Annotated in this window: 18 protein-coding genes; 9 read left to right on the top strand and 9 right to left on the bottom strand. The window is 62.1% G+C overall.

Annotated features, from left to right (window positions below; translation table 11 throughout):
• The 3 genes from rsmB to VA602_RS17600 all read left to right on the top strand — a co-directional run.
• Nucleotides 1-1,194 (top strand): 16S rRNA (cytosine(967)-C(5))-methyltransferase RsmB (gene rsmB, locus VA602_RS17590; RefSeq protein ID WP_323453830.1); only part of this gene is annotated, 1,194 nt, incomplete at its 5' end.
• Nucleotides 1,195-1,217: 23 nt separating this feature from the next.
• Entirely contained in the window at nt 1,218-2,591 is a 1,374-nt protein-coding gene (trkA, locus tag VA602_RS17595; RefSeq protein ID WP_323453831.1) for a Trk system potassium transporter TrkA, read from the top strand.
• 11 nt (nt 2,592-2,602) lie between these two features.
• Nucleotides 2,603-2,911: a tetratricopeptide repeat protein gene (locus VA602_RS17600; RefSeq protein ID WP_063541936.1), complete on the top strand. Its 309-nt coding sequence runs from the start codon at nt 2,603-2,605 to the stop codon at nt 2,909-2,911.
• 177 nt (nt 2,912-3,088) lie between these two features.
• On the opposite strand, the gene VA602_RS17605 is transcribed toward VA602_RS17600, so the two are convergent.
• Together VA602_RS17605 and VA602_RS17610 are read right to left on the bottom strand one after the other, a co-directional pair.
• On the bottom strand, nt 3,089-3,976 hold the full coding sequence (locus VA602_RS17605) for a lysophospholipid acyltransferase (protein WP_054893032.1): 888 nt from the start codon (nt 3,974-3,976) through the stop codon (nt 3,089-3,091).
• 41 nt (nt 3,977-4,017) lie between these two features.
• The gene (locus VA602_RS17610; RefSeq protein ID WP_054893031.1) at nt 4,018-4,569 is read right to left on the bottom strand and encodes a DNA-3-methyladenine glycosylase I; all 552 of its coding nucleotides are present in this window, start codon (nt 4,567-4,569) and stop codon (nt 4,018-4,020) included.
• Nucleotides 4,570-4,653: 84 nt separating this feature from the next.
• On the opposite strand from VA602_RS17610, the gene glyQ reads away from it, so the two are divergent.
• The 4 genes from glyQ (at nt 4,654) to VA602_RS17630 (ending at nt 9,015) form a co-directional block, all read left to right on the top strand.
• Nucleotides 4,654-5,601: a glycine--tRNA ligase subunit alpha gene (gene glyQ, locus VA602_RS17615; RefSeq protein ID WP_025337182.1), complete on the top strand. Its 948-nt coding sequence runs from the start codon at nt 4,654-4,656 to the stop codon at nt 5,599-5,601.
• Nucleotides 5,598-7,652 carry a glycine--tRNA ligase subunit beta gene (glyS, locus tag VA602_RS17620; protein WP_323453832.1) on the top strand — a complete coding sequence of 685 codons (2,055 nt, stop codon included), beginning with the start codon at nt 5,598-5,600 and terminating at the stop codon, nt 7,650-7,652. Before glyQ ends, glyS begins: the two co-directional genes overlap by 4 nt.
• 3 nt (nt 7,653-7,655) lie before the next feature.
• Nucleotides 7,656-8,183, top strand: coding sequence for a D-glycero-beta-D-manno-heptose 1,7-bisphosphate 7-phosphatase (gene gmhB / locus VA602_RS17625; RefSeq protein ID WP_054893029.1), 528 nt, complete (start codon nt 7,656-7,658; stop codon nt 8,181-8,183).
• A 61-nt stretch (nt 8,184-8,244) separates the two neighbouring features.
• Complete coding sequence (locus VA602_RS17630; RefSeq protein WP_323453833.1) at nt 8,245-9,015, top strand: lysophospholipid acyltransferase family protein; 771 nt, start codon at nt 8,245-8,247, stop codon at nt 9,013-9,015.
• Nucleotides 9,016-9,218: 203 nt separating this feature from the next.
• Here VA602_RS17630 and VA602_RS17635 read toward each other — a convergent pair whose 3' ends face one another.
• Together VA602_RS17635 and VA602_RS17640 are read right to left on the bottom strand one after the other, a co-directional pair.
• Nucleotides 9,219-10,838: an MFS transporter gene (locus VA602_RS17635; protein WP_063541928.1), complete on the bottom strand. Its 1,620-nt coding sequence runs from the start codon at nt 10,836-10,838 to the stop codon at nt 9,219-9,221.
• 96 nt (nt 10,839-10,934) lie between these two features.
• Nucleotides 10,935-12,584, bottom strand: coding sequence for a GMC family oxidoreductase (locus VA602_RS17640; RefSeq protein ID WP_323453834.1), 1,650 nt, complete (start codon nt 12,582-12,584; stop codon nt 10,935-10,937).
• Between the two features lie 147 nt (nt 12,585-12,731).
• Between VA602_RS17640 and VA602_RS17645 the strand changes: the two genes are divergently transcribed.
• Nucleotides 12,732-13,619 carry a LysR family transcriptional regulator gene (locus tag VA602_RS17645; RefSeq protein ID WP_151925877.1) on the top strand — a complete coding sequence of 296 codons (888 nt, stop codon included), beginning with the start codon at nt 12,732-12,734 and terminating at the stop codon, nt 13,617-13,619.
• On the opposite strand, the gene VA602_RS17650 is transcribed toward VA602_RS17645, so the two are convergent.
• From VA602_RS17650 to VA602_RS17660, 3 genes are read right to left on the bottom strand one after another with little or no spacing between them, the layout of a single operon-like run.
• Nucleotides 13,608-14,426, bottom strand: a complete 819-nt coding sequence (locus tag VA602_RS17650) for a sulfite exporter TauE/SafE family protein (RefSeq protein ID WP_323453835.1) — start codon at nt 14,424-14,426, stop codon at nt 13,608-13,610. The two genes, VA602_RS17645 and VA602_RS17650, sit on opposite strands and share 12 nt — an antisense overlap.
• Entirely contained in the window at nt 14,423-15,703 is a 1,281-nt protein-coding gene (locus VA602_RS17655; protein ID WP_323453836.1) for an NAD(P)/FAD-dependent oxidoreductase, read from the bottom strand. The genes VA602_RS17650 and VA602_RS17655 overlap by 4 nt, the downstream gene beginning before the upstream one ends.
• A 38-nt stretch (nt 15,704-15,741) precedes the next feature.
• Nucleotides 15,742-16,626 carry an MBL fold metallo-hydrolase gene (locus tag VA602_RS17660; RefSeq protein ID WP_323453837.1) on the bottom strand — a complete coding sequence of 295 codons (885 nt, stop codon included), beginning with the start codon at nt 16,624-16,626 and terminating at the stop codon, nt 15,742-15,744.
• A 226-nt stretch (nt 16,627-16,852) separates the two neighbouring features.
• Between VA602_RS17660 and VA602_RS17665 the strand changes: the two genes are divergently transcribed.
• A complete protein-coding gene (locus VA602_RS17665; protein WP_323453838.1) occupies nt 16,853-18,157 on the top strand; it encodes a sigma-54 interaction domain-containing protein in 1,305 nt (434 codons plus the stop codon).
• 290 nt (nt 18,158-18,447) lie between these two features.
• Here the strand turns inward: VA602_RS17665 and VA602_RS17670 are convergent, their stop codons facing one another.
• Entirely contained in the window at nt 18,448-19,044 is a 597-nt protein-coding gene (locus tag VA602_RS17670) for a hypothetical protein (RefSeq protein WP_323453839.1), read from the bottom strand.
• Nucleotides 19,037-19,498: AAA family ATPase (locus tag VA602_RS17675; RefSeq protein ID WP_323453840.1), on the bottom strand; the 462-nt coding region annotated here is incomplete at its 5' end. The genes VA602_RS17670 and VA602_RS17675, both read right to left, overlap by 8 nt.

A 19,498-nucleotide genomic window follows, 5' to 3' on the forward strand; every position in this document is an offset into this window, starting at 1 on the left:
ACTCAGGACCTGGCCTTTGGCACCGCCCGCTGGCAGCCGCGCCTGGACCTGCTTGCCGCACAACTGCTGCAAAAGCCGTTCAAGGCCGCCGACGCCGATGTACAGGCGCTGCTGCTGGTCGGCCTGTACCAGCTGTTCTACACACGTATTCCGGCCCACGCCGCCATCGGCGAAACCGTCGGCTGCGCCGACAAGCTCAAGAAGCCTTGGGCCAAGGGCCTGCTCAACGCCGTGCTGCGCCGCGCCCAACGCGAGGGCGAGGAACTGCTCGCCGGCATGGAGCGCGACCCCGTGGTCCGCACCGCCCACCCGCGCTGGCTGCAGAAGTCGCTCAAGGCGTTCTGGCCGGAGCAATGGGAAGCCATCTGCGCCGCCAATAACGCCCACCCGCCGATGATCCTGCGGGTCAACCGCCGTCATCACAGCCGTGATGCGTATCTGGCGCTGCTGGCCGAGGCTGGCATCGGCGCCAGCGCCTGCCCGTTCAGCCGTGACGGCATCGTGCTGGCCGAGGCCTGCGACGTGCGCGGCCTGACGGGCTTCGCCGACGGTTGGGTCAGCGTGCAGGACGAAGCCGCACAGCTTTCAGCCGACCTGCTGGAACTGGCCCCCGGCCAACGCGTGCTCGATGCCTGCTGCGCCCCTGGCGGCAAGACCTGCCATCTGCTCGAAGCCGAGCCGGGCCTGGCGCAGATGGTCGCCATCGACCTGGAGGCCAAGCGCCTGGCGCGGGTGCGCGAAAACCTCGACCGGCTGAAGCTCGATGCCGAGCTGATCGCCTGTGATGCTCGCGATACCGCCAGTTGGTGGGACGGCAAGCCGTTTCAGCGCATCCTGCTCGACGCCCCATGCTCGGCGACCGGCGTGATCCGCCGCCACCCGGACATCAAGCTGACCCGTCAGGCCGAGGACATCCCGGCCCTGGCCGCACTGCAGGGTGAGCTGCTCGATGCGCTGTGGCCGACACTCGAAGTCGGCGGCATGCTGCTCTACGCCACCTGCTCGAGCCTGCCGACCGAGAACACCGAAGTGATCGACGCCTTCCTCACCCGCACCCCCGGTGCCCGTGAGCTCGACCTGGCAACCGAGGCCGGTCTGCGCCAGCCCCACGGCCGCCAGCTACTGGCCCAGGAAGGCGGCCACGACGGCTTCTACTATGCCAAGCTGATCAAGATCGCCGCCTCGCGCGGATAAGAACGAAAGGTAGGGAGTAGCGGATGAAGATCATCATCCTCGGCGCAGGCCAGGTAGGCGGTACGCTGGCAGAACACCTGGCGAGCGAAGCCAACGACATCACGGTGGTCGACACCGATGGCGAGCGCTTGCGTGACCTGGGCGACCGCCTCGACATCCGCACCGTGCAGGGCCGCGCCTCGCTGCCCACGGTACTGCGCCAGGCCGGCGCCGATGATGCCGACATGCTGGTGGCAGTGACCAACAGCGACGAGACCAACATGGTCGCCTGCCAGGTGGCCTATTCGCTGTTCCACACCCCGACCAAGATCGCCCGGGTGCGCGAGTCGTCCTACCTCAGCCGCGAGGAGCTGTTCGACAACGACCACATTCCGGTGGACGTGCTGATCAGCCCCGAGCAGGTGGTGACCAACTACATCAAGCGCCTGATCGAACACCCCGGCGCCCTGCAGGTGATCGACTTCGCCGAGGGCAAAGCCCAATTGGTGGCGGTCAAGACCTACTACGGCGGCCCGCTGGTGGGTCAGCAACTGCGCCAGATCCGCGCGCACATGCCCAATGTCGATACCCGCGTGGCCGCGATCTTCCGCCGCGACCGGCCGATCAAGCCCCATGGCGACACGGTGATCGAGGCTGACGACGAAGTGTTCTTCATCGCCGCGAAGAAAGACATCCGTGCTGTGATGGGCGAGCTGCGGCGTATCGACGAGACCAACAAGCGGGTGGTCATCGCCGGCGGCGGGCAGATCGGCGAGCGCCTGGCCGAAGCCATCGAAAGCCGCTACCAGGTGAAGATCATCGAGATGAGCCCGGCACGCTGCCGGCATCTTTCGGACAACCTCGAAAGCACCGTGGTCCTGCAGGGCAGCGCATCGGACAAAGACCTGATGCTCGAAGAAAACATCGCCGAAGCCGATATCTTCCTGGCCCTGACCAACGACGACGAGGCCAACATCATGTCGTCGCTGCTGGCCAAGCGCCTGGGCGCACGCAAGGTGATGACACTGATCAACAACCCGGCCTACGTCGACCTGGTGCAGGGCGGCGATATCGACATCGCCATCAGCCCGCAGTTGGCGACCATCGGCACGCTGCTGGCCCATGTACGCCGCGGCGATATCGTCAGCGTGCACTCGCTGCGGCGCGGTGCAGCGGAAGCCATCGAGGCTGTCGCCCATGGCGATTCGAAATCGAGCAAGGTGATCGGCAAGGCCATCGAAGACATCGCCTTGCCACCTGGCACCACCATCGGCGCGATCATACGCGACGAGGGGGTGCTGATCGCCCACGACGACACGGTGATCGAGGCGGGTGACCATGTGATCCTGTTCGTTGTGGATAAAAAGCACATTCGCGATGTGGAGAAGCTGTTCCACGTCGGCTTGAGTTTCTTCTAGGAGAAGAAGGCATGCGCGACTCGCTGGAAAAGATGCTGGCCAAGGGTGTGGATAACCCGCTGCTGAGGTTTGGCCTGGGCAAGGCCTGGCTGGATGAAGGCAAGGGCGCCGAAGCGGCGGTGCACCTGGCCAGTTGTGTGCAGCAGGATCCGAAATACTCGGCTGCGTGGAAGCTGCTGGGCAAGGCGTATCAGCTTGAAGGCGACATCGCTGCGGCGCGTAAGGCCTGGGAAGAGGGTATCGTCGCGGCGCAGACGCATGGCGACAAGCAGGCCGAGAAAGAGATGACCGTGTTCCTGAAGAAACTCAACAAGGCCTGACAGACGCCGCGGTCCTTGTAGGAGCGGCGGATCGCCGCTGCGACTTGTCCCGCGATCGGGCGCGAAGCGGCCGTAAAACCAGACGCCGAGATCTATCAGGAAAATCTCGGTTGCCGAGTTTGCGGCCGCTTCGCGCCCGATCGCGGGACAAGCCCGCTCCTACAGAGTGTGGATAACTCAGTACCAGCGCGGCTCGCCGGCCGGGCGCTTCTTGAAGCGCTTCATGCTCCACATGTACTGGCTCGGGTACTCGCGCACATAGCGCTCGACCACACGGCTCATGGCTGCTGCAGCCACAGCCACATCCGCGCTGTACATCTCTTCGGGCGCCGCCTCAAGGAACACCTTGAAGCCGGAGCCATCCGGTAAACGCAGGGCATGCAGGAACACACCCACCGCCTTGCCGCCAGCGAGCATGTTGGGCACGAACTTGCTGGTCAGCGCCTGGGTGCCGAGGAAGGGCACGAACACTCCCGCCGACTCGGCCGGCTCAGGGTCGGCAGGAATGCCCACCTGCCCGCCGCGACGCACTTCCTTGATCACGCTGAGAATGCCTTCCTTGGTCGAAGGCGCCACGCGGTTGCCCATCTGCACGCGCTGCTCGCGCAGCAGGTCATCCACCGCCTTCAGCTTGGGCGGACGGTAGAAGATGATCGGCTTGCACTGGTTGCAATAGAAGTGGTTGAGCACCTCCCAGTTGCCCAGGTGGCTGGTGATGCCGACCACCCCTTTGCCAGTGGCCAGGGCTTGCTCGAGCACTTCCAGGCCGTGCACTTCCTTGACCAGCTCCAGCGACTGCTGAGGCGGGCGGATCCAGGCCCAGGCGCTTTCGACGAAAGACTTGCCGATATCCTTCAACGCACGCCCCACCAACTGCTCACGCTCGGCAGGGTTCATCTCGGGGAAGCACTTGGCGAGGTTGATCCGCACCACGTTGCGCGACCCGTTGGGGATTTTCCACATCAGCCAGCCGATACCGGCACCGACGCGCTGCACCGCGCCCCAGGGCAGTTTGGCGAACAGGCGCAGCACCCCGACCATCAGAGCGCCCTTGAACTTTTCCACAGGCCAATTCCTTATTTCTGCAAGGCGCGCATTGTAACGCCTCAACGCACCAGCGCGGCGTAGCGATCGCAATCGGTGGTGTGGTCCATGACCATGCCGGTGGCCTGCATGAAGGCGTAGCAAATGGTCGGACCGACGAAGGTGAAGCCCTTTTTCTGCAGGGCCTTGCTCATCGCCTTGGCTTCGTCGGTGATCGCCGGGATATCGGCGCGCCCCTGGTAATGGTTGATCTTCGGCTCGCCGCCGACGAACGACCACAGCCACTCGCCGGGGTTTTCCAGCGCCAGCCAGGCGCGCGCGTTGCGGCGCACGGCATTGAGCTTGAGGCGGTTGCGGATGATGCCGGGATCGAGCATCAGCTCTTCTATGCGCTCGTCGCTCATCTCGGCCAGTTGCACCGGGTCGAAGCCTTGCAGCACCTGGCGATAGCGCTCGCGTTTCTTCAGCACGGTGATCCACGAAAGGCCCGCCTGGAACCCTTCGAGCAAAAGCATCTCGAAGAGCAACGCCGGGTCGCGCTGTGGGGTTCCCCATTCCTGGTCATGGTAGGCCTGATACAAGGGATCGTCGGTACACCAAAAGCAGCGTGGCATAAGGCTCCAATTACGTAGAGGGCGAGGCGAATCGGGTTATACTCCCGCTCTTTACATCCGCATCCCCAGATACAGGTGAATTTCGTGAGCCAGCCTACGCCAGCCGTGCGTACCTTCCAAGACCTGATCCTCGCCCTGCAGAACTACTGGGCCGAGCAAGGTTGTGTGGTACTTCAGCCCTACGATATGGAAGTAGGCGCCGGCACTTTCCACACCGCCACCTTCCTGCGCGCCGTCGGCCCGGAGACCTGGAACGCTGCCTACGTGCAGCCTAGCCGTCGCCCTGCCGACGGACGGTATGGCGAAAACCCCAACCGCCTGCAGCACTACTATCAGTTCCAGGTGGTACTCAAGCCGAACCCGGCCAACTTCCAGGAGCTGTACCTGGGTTCGCTGAAAGCCATCGGCCTGGACCCGCTGGTCCACGACATCCGCTTCGTCGAAGACAACTGGGAATCGCCGACCCTGGGTGCGTGGGGCCTGGGTTGGGAAATCTGGCTGAACGGGATGGAAGTGACCCAGTTCACCTACTTCCAGCAGGTTGGCGGTATCGAGTGCTACCCGGTCACCGGCGAGATCACCTATGGCCTGGAGCGTCTGGCCATGTATATCCAGGGTGTCGATTCGGTGTACGACCTGGTCTGGGCCGACGGCCCGTTCGGCAAGGTCACCTATGGCGATGTGTTCCACCAGAACGAAGTGGAGCAGTCGACCTACAACTTCGAGCACGCCAACGTCGAGAAACTGTTCGAGCTGTTCGACTTCTACGAAAGCGAAGCCAACCGCCTGATCAAGCTGGACCTGCCGCTGCCGACCTACGAAATGGTCCTGAAGGCTTCGCACACCTTCAACCTGCTCGACGCCCGCCGCGCCATCTCGGTGACCGAGCGCCAGCGCTACATCCTGCGCGTGCGCACCCTGGCCCGCGACGTGGCGCAAAGCTATCTGCAAGCCCGCGCACGCCTGGGCTTCCCGATGGCCACCCCCGAACTGCGTGATGAAGTACTGGCCAAGCTGGAGGCTGCACAATGAGTGCGCAAGATTTCCTGGTTGAACTGGGCACCGAAGAGCTGCCCCCCAAAGCCCTGGCCTCGCTGGGCGATGCATTCCTGGCCGGCATCGAGAAAGGCCTGCAGGCCGCTGGCCTGAACTACACCGGCAAGTCGGTCTATGCCGCACCGCGTCGCCTGGCCGTGCTGATCCGCCAACTGGACGTGCAGCAGCCTGATCGCAGCATCAACATCGACGGCCCGCCCCGCCAGGCCGCCTTCGACGCCGATGGCAACCCGACCCAGGCCGCACTGGGCTTCGCCAAGAAGTGTGGCGTGGAGCTGTCGGACATCGACCAGAGCGGCGCCAAGCTGCGTTTCTCCCAGCACATTCCGGGCAAGGCCACCATCAGCCTGCTGCCAACCATCGTCGAAGACTCGCTCAACGACCTGCCGATCCCCAAGCGCATGCGCTGGGCCGCCAGCCGTGAAGAGTTCGTGCGTCCCACCCAGTGGCTGGTGATGTTGCTGGGCGACCAGGTCGTCGACTGCACCATCCTCTCGCAGAAAGCCGGCCGCGAATCGCGCGGCCACCGCTTCCACCACCCGGAAAACGTGCTGATCACCGCCCCGGCCAACTACGTCGAAGACCTGCGCAAGGCCCATGTACTGGCCGACTTCGCCGAACGCCGCGAGCTGATCGCCAAGCGCACCGCAGAGCTGGCCCTGCAGCAGGAAGGCAGCGCCATCGTGCCGCCGGCGCTGCTGGACGAAGTGACCGCGCTGGTCGAGTGGCCGGTGCCGCTGGTGTGCTCGTTCGAGGAGCGCTTCCTGGAAGTGCCGCAGGAAGCCCTGATCACCACCATGCAGGACAACCAGAAGTACTTCTGCCTGCTCGACAGCGAAGGCAAGTTGCTGCCGCGCTTCATCACCGTGGCCAACGTCGAGAGCCGCGATCCGAAGCAGATCGTCGAGGGTAACGAGAAGGTCGTGCGTCCACGCCTGACCGACGCCGAGTTCTTCTTCAAGCAAGACAAGAAGCAGCCTCTGGAAACCTTCAACGAACGCCTGAAGAACGTGGTGTTCCAGGCCCAGCTGGGTACGGTGTTCGACAAGGCCGAGCGTGTCTCCAGGCTGGCCGCCTACATTGCCCCGTTCATCGGCGGCAGTGCAGCCAATGCCGGCCGCGCCGGCCTGCTGTCCAAATGCGACCTGGCCACCGAAATGGTCGGCGAATTCCCTGAAATGCAGGGCATCGCTGGCTACTACTACGCCGTCAACGATGGCGAGCCACAAGACGTCGCCCTGGCACTGAACGAGCAGTACATGCCGCGCGGTGCTGGCGCTGAGTTGCCGGAAACCCTCACCGGCGCCGCCGTGGCCATCGCCGACAAGCTCGACACCCTGGTCGGCATCTTCGGCATCGGCATGCTGCCGACCGGTAGCAAGGACCCGTACGCACTGCGCCGCGCCGCCCTCGGCGTGCTGCGCATCCTGATCGAGAAGCAGCTGGACCTGGACCTGACCGCTGCGGTCGAGTTCGCGGTCAAGCAGTACGGCGCCAAGGTCAAGGCTGCTGGCCTGGCTGACCAGGTGCTGGAGTTCATCTTCGATCGCCTGCGTGCACGCTATGAAGACGAAGGCGTCGATGTGGCCACCTATCTGTCGGTACGTGCCCTGAAGCCGGCTTCGGCCCTGGACTTCGATCAGCGCGTGCAGGCCGTGCAGGCCTTCCGCAAGCTGCCGGAAGCCGAGGCCCTGGCGGCGGTGAACAAGCGTGTTTCGAACCTGCTGAGCAAGGCCGAAGGCGCCATCGCCGACCAGGTCGAGCCGAAGTACTTCGACAATGCCAACGAGTTCTCCCTGTACTCGGCGATCCAGCAGGCCGACCAGGCCGTGCAGCCAATGGCTGCCGCACGCCAGTACAGCGAATCGCTGGCACGCCTGGCAGCCCTGCGCGATCCGGTCGACGCTTTCTTCGAGGCAGTCATGGTGAACGCCGAAGACGCCAAGGTACGCGCCAACCGTTATGCCCTGCTCAGCCGCCTGCGCGGTCTGTTCCTGGGCGTGGCCGACATCTCGCTGCTGGGGTAAGCCTTGAAACTGCTGATTCTCGATCGAGACGGAGTGATCAATCACGACTCCGACGCCTACATCAAGTCGCTGGAAGAGTGGATCCCCATTCCCGGCTCGATCGAGGCCATTGCGCAGTTGAGCAAGGCGGGCTGGACGGTGGCCGTGGCCACCAACCAGTCCGGCATTGCCCGCGGCTACTACCCGCTGTCCACGCTCGAAGCTATGCACGCGCGTTTGCGCGAGCTGGTCGCCGAGCAGGGTGGCGAGGTCGGGCATATCGTCTATTGCCCGCATGGGCCGGACGAAGGCTGCGAGTGCCGCAAGCCCAAGCCCGGCATGCTGCGGGCAATCGCCGAGTATTACCAAGTCGACCTGCGCGGTGTATGGTTCGTCGGCGACAGCACAGGTGACCTGGAGGCCGCCCTGGCCGTCGGAGCACAACCCGTGCTGGTGAAAACCGGCAAAGGGGAGAAGACCCTGAAAAAGGGCATTCCTGAAAAAACCTTGATTTTCGACGATCTGGCAGCCATCGCCAGAGAACTTATTTAAAGAGTGCGCCTGTTCGGCGCACTTCCTCAGGCGGGCGCGCCCCGCAACGGTACATGCCACTATGTCGATCCTGCAGGCGATCAGAATCTTTCTTTTTTACCTGCTGTTGGGCACCAGTTCGCTGCTGTGGTGCTCACTGAGCTTCTTTGTCGCGCCTTTCCTGCCATTTCCCAAGCGCTACAAATTCATCAACGTGTACTGGTGCCGCTGCGCGGTGTTCCTGAGCCGCACCATCCTGGGCATCGACTACAAGATCACCGGTGCCGAGAACGTACCCAAAGAGCCCTGCGTGATCCTGTCCAACCACCAGAGCACCTGGGAGACCTTCTTCCTCTCGGCGTACTTCTCGCCACTGAGCCAGGTGCTCAAGCGTGAGCTGTTGTACGTGCCGTTCTTCGGCTGGGCAATGGCGATGCTGCGGCCGATTGCCATCGACCGCAACAACCCCAAGGAAGCCCTCCGCCACGTGGCGAGCAAGGGCGACGAATTGCTCAAGCAGCGCGTCTGGGTGCTGATTTTCCCCGAGGGTACCCGCGTGCCCTATGGTCAGGTCGGCAAGTTCTCCCGCGGCGGTACCGCCCTGGCGGTGAACGCCGGCCTGCCGGTGCTGCCGATCGCCCACAACGCTGGCAAGTTCTGGCCAAAGGCTGGCTGGGGCAAGCGTTCGGGCACCATCGAGGTGGTGATTGGCGAGCCAATGTATGCCAACGGCACCGGGCCACGTGCCATCGCCGAACTCAACGATCGCGCTCAGGCGTGGAACGAAGCGACGCAGCGGACCATGGGGTCGTTGCCACCAGCAGAAGAAAACGTCACCGAGCCAATCGCCTGACGATCTGTGGATAACGTGTTAGCAATTTTTGGATTAATGCTTTCGGATCGTAGATAAGCTATTGAATTAGCTATTTATTTCTCTGTATGACGTTTTTTCGAAAATCGTGCATAAGTTTTTTCGAGGCATAAAAAAACCGGCTTTTACGCCGGTTTTTTCATGCCTGGGCAACGGAGGTGTCTGCGTCGCGGGTCAACCCGCTGCTACACCTTGTCGATGTCCACATCCTTGGTCTCTTTAAGGCAGAAGATCCCCACCACCAGGCTGATGCCGGTGATCAATACCGGGTACCACAACCCATAGAAGATATCCCCGGTGTACACCACCAGCGCGAACGATACCGTCGGCAGGAAGCCACCGAACCAACCGTTGCCGATGTGATAGGGCAGCGACATCGAGGTGTAGCGGATGCGTGTGGGGAACAGCTCGACCATTACCGCTGCCAGTGGCCCGTAGGTCATGGTTGCGATCAGGATCATCGCCACGATCAGCACCACCACCATCACCTGGTTCACATGGGCAGGGTCGGCCTTGGCTGGATAGCCCGCCTGCTCGATAGCCGTGCGCATCGCGACTTCATCGAAACCGTTGATGGTCTTGTCGCCAATGCTCACCGAAACATCGCTGCCCGTTGCAGCAACCGAGCTGTAGGGCAGGCCCTGCTTGACCAGGAACGTCTTGACCTTGTCGCAGGGGCTGTCGAAGCGTGCCTTGCCCACCGGATCGAACTGGAAGGTGCAGCCTTGCGGGTCGGCACTGACCACGATCGGCGACTGCCGGCTGGCGGCGTCGATCTGCGGATTGGCGTAGTGGCTGAGCGCCTTGAACATCGGGAAGTAGCACACGGTCGCCAGCAGCAGGCCGATCATCAGGATAGGTTTGCGTCCCACACGATCCGACAGCCAACCAAAGAACACGAAGAACGGCGCACCGATCACCACGCTGATGATCAGCAGGGTATTGGCTTGGGCCGGGTCCATCTTGAGCATCTGGGTCATGAAGAACAGCACGTAGAACTGCGCGGTGTAGAAGGTCACGGCCTGGCCGGCGTTGATGCTGAACAGGGCGGTGAGCACCACCTTGAGGTTGGGCCAGGAAGTGAACGACTCGCGGATCGGCGACTTGCTGATCTTGCCCTGGGCCTTCATTTTCACGAAGGCTGGCGACTCGTGCATGCTCATGCGAATCCAGGTGGAGATACCCAGCAGCACGATCGACAGCAGGAACGGCAGGCGCCAGCCCCAGGTCTCGAACTGGTCGCCACTGATGTAACGGCTGCCCAGCACAACAATCAGTGACAGCAGCAAGCCGAGGGTGGCAGTGGACTGAATGAAGCCGGTGTGGAACCCGCGCTTGCCGGGCGGGGCATGCTCGGCCACGTAGGTGGCAGCACCACCGTATTCGCCGCCCAGGGCCAGCCCCTGGAGCATGCGCAGGATCACCAGGATGATCGGTGCGGCGATGCCGATGCTGGCGTAGGTAGGCAACAGGCCGACCGCGAAGGTCGACAGGCCCATCAGCACGATGGTCACCAGGAAGGTGTACTTGCGCCCGATCATGTCGCCCAGGCGCCCGAATACCAAGGCACCGAAAGGCCGCACGAGGAAGCCTGCGGCAAAGGCCATCAAGGCAAAGATGAAAGCGGTGGTGTCGTTGACCCCGGCAAAGAACTGCTTGCTGATCACCGCCGCCAGCGCGCCATAGAGAAAGAAGTCATACCACTCGAACACCGTCCCGAGGGATGACGCGAAAATGATCTTGCGTTCCTCACGCCGGCTGCCGCTGGTGGCTGCCGCGCCCTGCTCTTGAATGTAGTCCGACATCGTTGCTGTCCTCGGCCCGCAGGCCACAGTGATTATTTTTCTTGTTCCACTGTCGGCAGCCATCGACCGCAAGCTGCCGGTGTTGCACCCACCCGGTCAGGGCGTCGGTATTGCGCTGGTGTCGCTGAGGTTGCTGCGGCTTGGGGCCCCCTTGAGAATCAGTTGTGCCGCCTTCTCGGCGATCATCAATGTAGGTGAACAGGTATTGCCGGAGACGATCTGCGGCATGATCGAAGCATCGGCGACGCGCAGGCCAGGTATGCCATGGACGCGCAGCTGGTTATCCACAACGTCCAGCGGCCCATTGCCCATGCGGCAGGTGCCGACCGGGTGGAAGATGGTGGTGCCGATCTTGCCGGCGGCCTCGTGCAGTTGTTGCTCGGTCTGCAACGAAGGGCCCGGCAGGTATTCCTTGGGATCGAACGCGGCCAGGGCAGGGGCCTGGACGATGCGTCGGGTGATGCGAATCGCATCGGCGGCGACCTGCAGGTCCTGTGGGTCGCTGAGGTAGTTGGGGTCGATCAGCGGCGCTGCATTCATGTCTGCCGAGCGGATGTCGATACGCCCGCGGCTGGCTGGGCGCAGGTTGCACACCGAAGCCGTGAAGGCAGGGAAGCGGTGCAACGGCTCGCCGAAACGCTCGAGCGACAACGGCTGCACGTGATACTGCAGGTTGGCGGTGGCCTGCTCCGGGCTCGAGCGCACGAATGCGCCCAGTTGGCTCGGCGCCATGGCCAGCGGCCCGCTGCGGTCGTAGAGATAGCGCAGACCCATGCCCAGCTTGCCCCACAGACTGTTGGCCATCTGGTTGAGCGTACGGGTGTTCTGGATCTGGTAAATCAAGCGCAATTGCAGGTGGTCCTGCAAGTTTCCGCCCACGCCGGGTAATTCGTGACGCACCGTTATCCCCAGGTCTTCGAGCAGCTTGCGCGGGCCGATGCCCGAACGCTGCAGGATGCCAGGCGAACCGACGGAGCCTGCGCACAGGACAATCTCGCGCCGGGCAAGAAACTCATGCCAGGCCCCTTGCCAGCGTGCCTTCACAGCAGTGGCGCGGGCGTTGTCGAGCACGACCTGGTCAACCTGAACATCGGTGAGCACAGTGAGGTTCGGGCGAGACTGAATAGGCCGCAAAAAAGCCTTCGAGGCATTCCAGCGCACACCACTGCGCTGGTTGACCTGAAAGTATCCACAGCCTTGGTTGTCGCCGGTATTGAAGTCACCGACCTTGCCGATACCGCTCTGTTCGGCAGCATCGCGGAAGGCGTCGAGGATCGGCCAGCTGTAGCGCTGCTGCTCGACCCGCCATTCGCCGTCGGCGCCATGGCTCTCGCTGGCGCCAGCGAAGTGGCTTTCACTGGCCTTGAACAACGGCAGTACATCGTTCCAGCTCCAGCCATCGTTGCCTTGCTCGGCCCAGCGGTCGTAGTCCGCTGCCTGGCCACGCATGTAGATCATGCCGTTGATGGAAGAACAGCCGCCCAGCACCTTGCCTCGCGGATAGCCGAGGCTGCGACCGTCCAGCCCAGGCTGGGCTTCGGTCTTGAAGCACCAGTCGGTGCGGGGGTTGCCGATGCAGTAGAGGTAACCGACGGGTACGTGAATCCACGGGTAGTTGTCGCGCCCGCCCGCCTCGAGCAGCAGGACGCGGCAGGCAGGGTCTGCGGACAATCGATTGGCCAGCAGGCATCCGGCGGGACCGGCCCCTACGACCACGTAGTCGAAGACAGAATCGGCAGATGGCATGTGCAACCTCGCGCCTGATTATTATTCTTGTCCCTACCCATCTTATTGATTAATTTCGCGGTGGAAACACGAGATTTTGCGCAGCCGTTGTGCGTTTTTTCGCAGCGGCTCCTGCACAGGCCGGCAAGGATATTCACAGGGATCAGCATGTTCGATTGGAACGATCTGCGGTTTTTCCTCGAGTTGCAGCGCAGCGGCCGTCTGCTCACGGCGGCCAAACGCCTCAACACAACCCACAGCACAGTCGCCCGTCATATCGAAAACATCGAGAAGAACCTGGGCACCGCGCTGTTCGTCCAGCATGCCCAAGGCTACGAGCTCACCCCCTCGGGCCAGGCACTGCTCAAGCACGCCGAGGCCATGGAAAACGTCGCCCTGCTGGCGCAGGAAGAGATCACCCAGGCCATCACGCCGCTGGGCAAGATCCGCCTGGGTGTCACCGAAGGCATCGGCATCATGTTCTTCACCCCGCGCCTGGGGGCCCTGTTCGAGCGCTATCCAGGGCTTGAAGTCGAGCTGGTGGCGGTGCCGCGCTTCGTCAGCATCCTCAACCGCGAAGCCGAAATCAGCATTCACCTGGAACGCCCCAATGCCGACCTGCTGATCACCCGCAAGCTCACCGACTACCGCCTGGCCCTCTACGCCAGCCAGGACTATCTCGACCAGGCACCGCCGCTGCGCAACCGCGACGACCTGGCCCGGCACAATTGGATCGGTTACGTGGACGACCTGATCTTCAGCCAGGAACTGTTGTTCCTCAACAGCTTCTGCCGCGCGCCGAACGTGATATTCCGCAGCACCAGCGTGATCGCCCAGCAGCAGGCCGCGCGCGCCGGCCTGGGCATCGCCGTGTTGCCCAACTATATGGGTCGCCACGACCCAGGCCTGGTGCGCGTGCTGCCTAGCGAGACCATCCAGCGCAGCTACTGGATCTGCACGCGTCGCGAGCTGCACAAGTCGGTACGCCTGCGGGTGGTCTGGGACTACCTGCTCAAGCTCTGTGCCGAGCAGCAGCACGAGCTGCTAGCCGAGTAGCGCCTTGGCCGCCAGCGAGAGCGCAGCCCCGATCCCCACCACCACGAACAGTTGCTGCAGACGCGGCCCTGCCAACTTGCCGGCCAACGGGCGAGCCGCCAGCAACCCGAGCACCGCGCCGAAGGCGAACGGCGCACCAACCTGCCAGTGCATCACCCCGCCCAGGCTCGCACTCACCACACTGCCGGTGGACACCAACGCGATCACCGCCAGCGAAGTGGCAACGATGCTTTTCATGTCCAGATTGGTATAGCGGTTCAAGGCCGGGATGATGACGAATCCGCCACCGACCCCCAATAGGCCGGACAGCAGCCCGGACAACATGCCGGTGAACGCCAGCGCGCGGGCACAGGGGAGGGTCCAGCGCAGGCGCCCCTGCAAGGGGTTGAGCACGCAAGGCATGATCTGTCGCTCACCACATGGCGATTCGCCGCGCAGCTCACGCGCCGCCTTGCGCCAGATGCGTAGGCAGGCATACACCAGCACGCAGGCGAAGACCAACGCCAGCGGTGTATTCGGTAAACGGTGCGCCAGCATCAGGCCGAAAGGCGCACAGACGATACCGATTGCCGCAATGAACAACGCTGCGCGATAACGCACCAGCCCTTGCTGCAGGCCCAGCCCGGCGCCCACGGCAGCCGCCAGGCCGACCGCCAGCAAACCGATCGGCGCCGCCTCGACCATCGACAGCCCCAGGCCGAAGACCAGAAGCGGCACCGCCAGGATCCCACCTCCAGCCCCGGTCAGCGCCAGCACCGCACCAATGATCGCGCCCAGCCCGACGCCGAGAAACTGATGCTCGATCACTTCGACGTCTCAGCGGCTAGAGGCTGAGGCCGCGCCAGCCACTCCCGGCCCTTGAGCATCGCCTGCCAGTAGAGCGGCGGCAGCACCCGTGCCTTGAGGAGCCAGGCCAAGCGTGTAGGCTTGCGTCCATCGAGCAACCAACGTGGAAAACTCGGTGCCAGCTTGCCGCCATAGGTAAACTCGGCCAGCACGATCTTGCCGCGTTCCACGGTCAACGGGCAGGAGCCATAGCCGTCGTAGGCGACCGGTGTCGGCAAGCGCCCAAGCGCCACCAGTACATTATTGGCCACCACCGGTGCCTGCTTGCGTGCTGCCGCTGCGGTCTTGGCATTGCTGGTGTTGATCACGTCACCCAGGGCATGAATGTTGGCGAACTGGCGGTGACGCAAGCTGTGCGGATCGACATCCACCCATCCGGAAGCATCAGCCAATGGGCTTTGCCGGATGAAATCCGGGGCGACCTGGGGCGGCACCACGTGCAGCATGTCGAACGCTTCGGTACACGTTTCGCTGCTGCCGTCGGCGAGGGTTCGCACGAAGGTCGCCAGTTGATTCGGGCCATCGACCGCCACCAGGCGCTGGCCGTAGTTGAGGTCGACACCGTACTTGTCGATGTAGCTCATCAGTGCCGGCACGTAGTCGGCAACACCGAACAGCACGGCTCCGGCGTTGAAGAACGCGGGCTTGATGGCGCCCAGCCGGCCCGCGCGCAGCCAGTGATCACAGGACAGGTACAAGGCCTTCTGTGGGGCACCGGCACACTTGATCGGCATCGGCGGCTGGCTGAACAGCGCGCGGCCCTGCTTGAGCGTCTGCACCAGCTCCCAGGTGTAGGGGGCCAGGTCGTAGCGGTAGTTGGAGGTCACACCGTTGCGCCCAAGGGTCTCCTCCAGGCCGTCGATGGCCGCCCAGTCGAGTTTGAGGCCAGGGCAGACCACCAATTGTTCGTAACTGACGGCTCGCCCATCCTCCAGCATGACCGTTTGCGCCTGTGGATCGAAGCCCACCACGCGTGCCTTTATCCACTGCACACCCCGTGGCAGGGTTGCCGCCGTGGTTCGAGCGGTGGACGACGCAGCGAACACACCGGCCCCCACCATGGTCCAGCCAGGCTGGTAGTAATGAACCTCTGATGGATCGATCAGGACGATGTCCAGCGACGGATCGCGTTTGATCAGGCTCGACGCTGTTGCGATACCGGCGGCTCCGGCACCCACGATCAACACCTTGTGGTGTTCGGTACCGGGCGCAACGGCAGGGGACAGCAAGGCAGACATGGTATTTCCTTTGAATATTGGTCAGAGAGCCGAATGGCTCAGAACAGGTTCAGCGGGATCTTCAGGTAGCGCACGCCGTTGTCTTCCGGCTCGGGCAATTGGCCGCTGCGCATGTTGACCTGCACCGACGGCAGGATCAGCACCGGCATGTCGAGGGTCTTGTCTCGGGCTTCGCGCATCTCGACAAAGCTGTCTTCACTGATGCCCTGGTGAATGTGGATGTTGCTGGCGCGCTGCTCGGCAACCGTGGTCACGTAACGCAGTTCGCGGCCACCGGGGAGGTAGTCATGGCACATGAACAAACGGGTCTGGTCAGGGAAGGCCAGCAAGCGACGGATCGAGCGATACAGCGTGCGAGCGCTGGCGCCAGGGAAATCGCAACGGGCAGTGCCGTAGTCGGGCATGAACAAGGTGTCGCCGACAAACACGGCAATCTCGCCCGCATCCTCGATCATGTAACTCATGCACGCGGGGGTATGCCCTGGCGTGTGCAGCGCGCGGGCATGCAGGTTGCCGATGCGAAACCCTTCCTCATCCTCGAACAACACGTCGAACTGGCTACCGTCGCGGGCAAAACCAGGCTCGGCGTTGAACAGCGAACCGAAGGTTTTCTGTACCTGGGTGATGTGGGCGCCAATGGCAATCTGGCCGCCCAGCCGTTGCTTGAGGTAGGCCGCTGCCGAAAGGTGGTCCGCATGCACGTGGGTTTCAAGTATCCACTGCACCTTGGCGCCCAACGCCTCGACCTGTGAGATCAACCGGTCGGCAGATGCGTGGCTGGTACGGCCTGACTTCGGATCGTAATCCAGCACGCTGTCGATCAATGCGCAGTGCCGTGTTTCACGGTCCATGAGCAGGTAGCTGATGGTCGAAGTCGCCGGGTCGAACAGGGCTTCCACATGAAGGTTGTTGCCAATGATCATCACAGTCTCCAAAACGCTGCCGCAGCTTGAACAGAGGCATCGGCAGGAATAGACGCTTTATCAAGATGCATGCCAGGTCATTTCTGGCGGATAAGTCCCGCATTTGCTGGCGTTGTACCAACACAATAGTTAAAGACTGCCAGGAAGATTGGCAGTCATCTGACAGCTGCTGGCAGTGATTGGCAGTCCTTGTTAACCTCGCCGGGTAGTTTTTGCCGGTGCCCCCATGTCCGAGCTTTCCGCTGCAAACCATCCTGCCATCCTCGCGCTGGTGTCCTACCTCGAACACGATGTGCTGCCCGCCATCGTGCTCGATACCGACTACAACATTCTTGCCGCCAACGCGGCGTATCGACGCCAGTTCGCCACACAGGATCGCGCCCCCCTGGGGGAGAAGTGCCACAGGGTTTCGCACCATTACGCCGTGCCCTGCGATCAGGCGGGGGAGCATTGTCCGCTGCGCAAGGCATGGGACAGCAAGGTTCCGGAGCGCGTGCTGCACATTCATCACACCCCGCGCGGGCCGGAGCATGTGGACGTCGAACTGCGCCCGATCCTCGACGAGCAGGGCAGGGTGGTGGCATTCGTCGAACGGCTGACCAGCATCACCCTGGCCTCCGCACAACCTCAGCAGCAGGGCCTGGTCGGGCAGTCTCCGGCTTTCAAGTCAGCACTCGCCAGCCTTCGACGGGCTGCTCCGGCTCAAATTCCGGTGCTGCTCCAAGGTGAGTCAGGAACGGGCAAGGAGCTGTTCGCCCGCGCTCTGCACCTGGGTAGCCCACGCGCCAACGGCCCGTTGGTGGTCGTCGATTGCACCGGTCTCACCGAGTCGCTGTTCGAGAGTGAGCTGTTTGGTTACGAGAAAGGCGCGTTCACCGGCGCGACCCAACGCAAGGTTGGTCTGGCCGAGGCGGCGCATGGCGGCACCCTGTTCCTGGACGAGATCGGTGAAGTGCCGCTGGCGATGCAGGTCAAACTGCTGCGCTTGATCGAGACCGGTAGTTTTCGCCCAGTGGGCAGCCTGCGCACCGTACACTCGGATTTCCGCCTGGTGTCGGCGACACACAAGCCGCTCAAGGCAATGGTCGCGCAGGGCGCCTTCCGTGAAGACCTGTATTACCGCATCAGCGGATTTCCGATTCGTCTGCCGGCACTGCGTGAGCGTGTCGAAGACTTGCCGCTGCTGATTGAGAGTCTGTTGCAGCGCATCGCGGGCAACGGCGCACCTCGAATCAGCCATGAAGCACTCGAGCGCCTCAACCTGCATCCGTTTCCGGGAAATATTCGTGAGCTGCGTAACATGCTGGAGCGGGCCTGGCTGTTCGCCGACGATGGTTTGATTCGCAGTGAGCATCTGCTCGAAGACACTGGGGCTGATTCACCGGCGAGACATCAGTCACGCGAGTTGCATGAATTGAGGGCGCTGGCGCAAGCGCTGGACAGCTTTCAGGGGTCGCGCCGCGAGCTGGCCAAACAGCTGGGGATGAGTGAACGCACCTTGTACCGAAGGCTCAAGGACCTTGAAGCCTGACGCCGTTTTAACAGTGTTTCACGTGGAACATTTGTGTTTCTCGCCTCTGAAAACGAAAAAGCCAAGGCGACAGGCCTTGGCTTTTTCGTAGCTGAAGCGCGTAATTGTCGATGGGCACATTAAGTGTCGTTTCTCGACCTTGCGAAACCTCACGCGGGGAGCGAAAACGGGCGTCATTCATGTCGCAATTGTGCCCGATAAAATGTCGCTTGCCTGATTTTTAGCCAGAATTATTGACGTTTCCAAAATTCCAGCTAGGAACCTCCGCTTGGGCAGGGGCTGAACAAGAGTCAGACCGTTCGGGTTATCGCAGGATCAAGCCCAGGCACTTGGCAGTTTTGATTAACCACAAATCCAGTCATGCCGTAGGGCACAAGCGCTGTGTTCAGCTTTTGCTGCAACCGCGAAGCTAGCCGAGCGTAATCGGGAAGCCCCCACGTCAGTACAAGGACAATGACAAGCGATTCATTGCTGTGAGAAGGCCCAATGAACGGGAGCAACTCGGCACTCCGAAGTCTTTGAGCCACAACAGCGCTGGTCAGGGTATCCCGGAATTTCTGCATCACCTCATCGATGATAAACAGCTTCTTTCGTTGAGCTTTGACTGAACCTGCAAAGGTCTGGGTATTGATCCAGGCCCTTGTCTGATCTACTCCGACTGGATCAGCAGGAGAAATCCTAGGGGTGCTTGCTGTCTCATGCCCATCACAGTCTTTTATTTCTATCCACCAATGACTGTTTTGCTTGCAGGCCAGAATATCCATGGCCTTAAGCCCGCTACCTCCGCTCCTCAACTGATTAGCGTACCAAGCCGTCTCATCATATTTGATTGCCTGCCAGCCAGCCCCAAATGAAAAAGTCAGCCCTCCTTCTACGATATCAACCATTGGCGATGCTCAGTTCGCGGTCATACTGAGCAAGCTCTTCATCAAGGGCCACGAGATTCGTCAACTCCCTCAAGGACTCGACCTCTTCAACAAAAACTCCCTCTGAAGCTTCTTCGCGTTGCAGCCCCCAAAAACGAAGGGGGTAGGGATCTTGGCGTGCCAACAGGTCTAGCTCTTTAAGTAAAAAGAAGCTGTGTGTAGCAATGAAAACCTGTACCCCTTGTTTCGCAAGCGTGTGGATGACTGTGGCAACCAAACGAATCAAGCGTGGATTGAGGTTGGCCTCAGGCTCATCCCAAAATAGATACCCTTTGTCGAGCACCGACCCTGTGGCGATCAGGCGGGCGAGCATTGCCAGTTTCCTTAGTCCCTCGGCTACAAGAGGCATCTCCATGGTGCCGCTGCCGGGAATTTTCAGATAGAAACGTCCGTTTGTATCTAAAACGACCTTCCC

The sequence above is a fragment of the Pseudomonas machongensis genome, from assembly GCF_034961125.1.
In the GTDB taxonomy this organism is placed as follows: domain Bacteria; phylum Pseudomonadota; class Gammaproteobacteria; order Pseudomonadales; family Pseudomonadaceae; genus Aquipseudomonas; species Aquipseudomonas machongensis.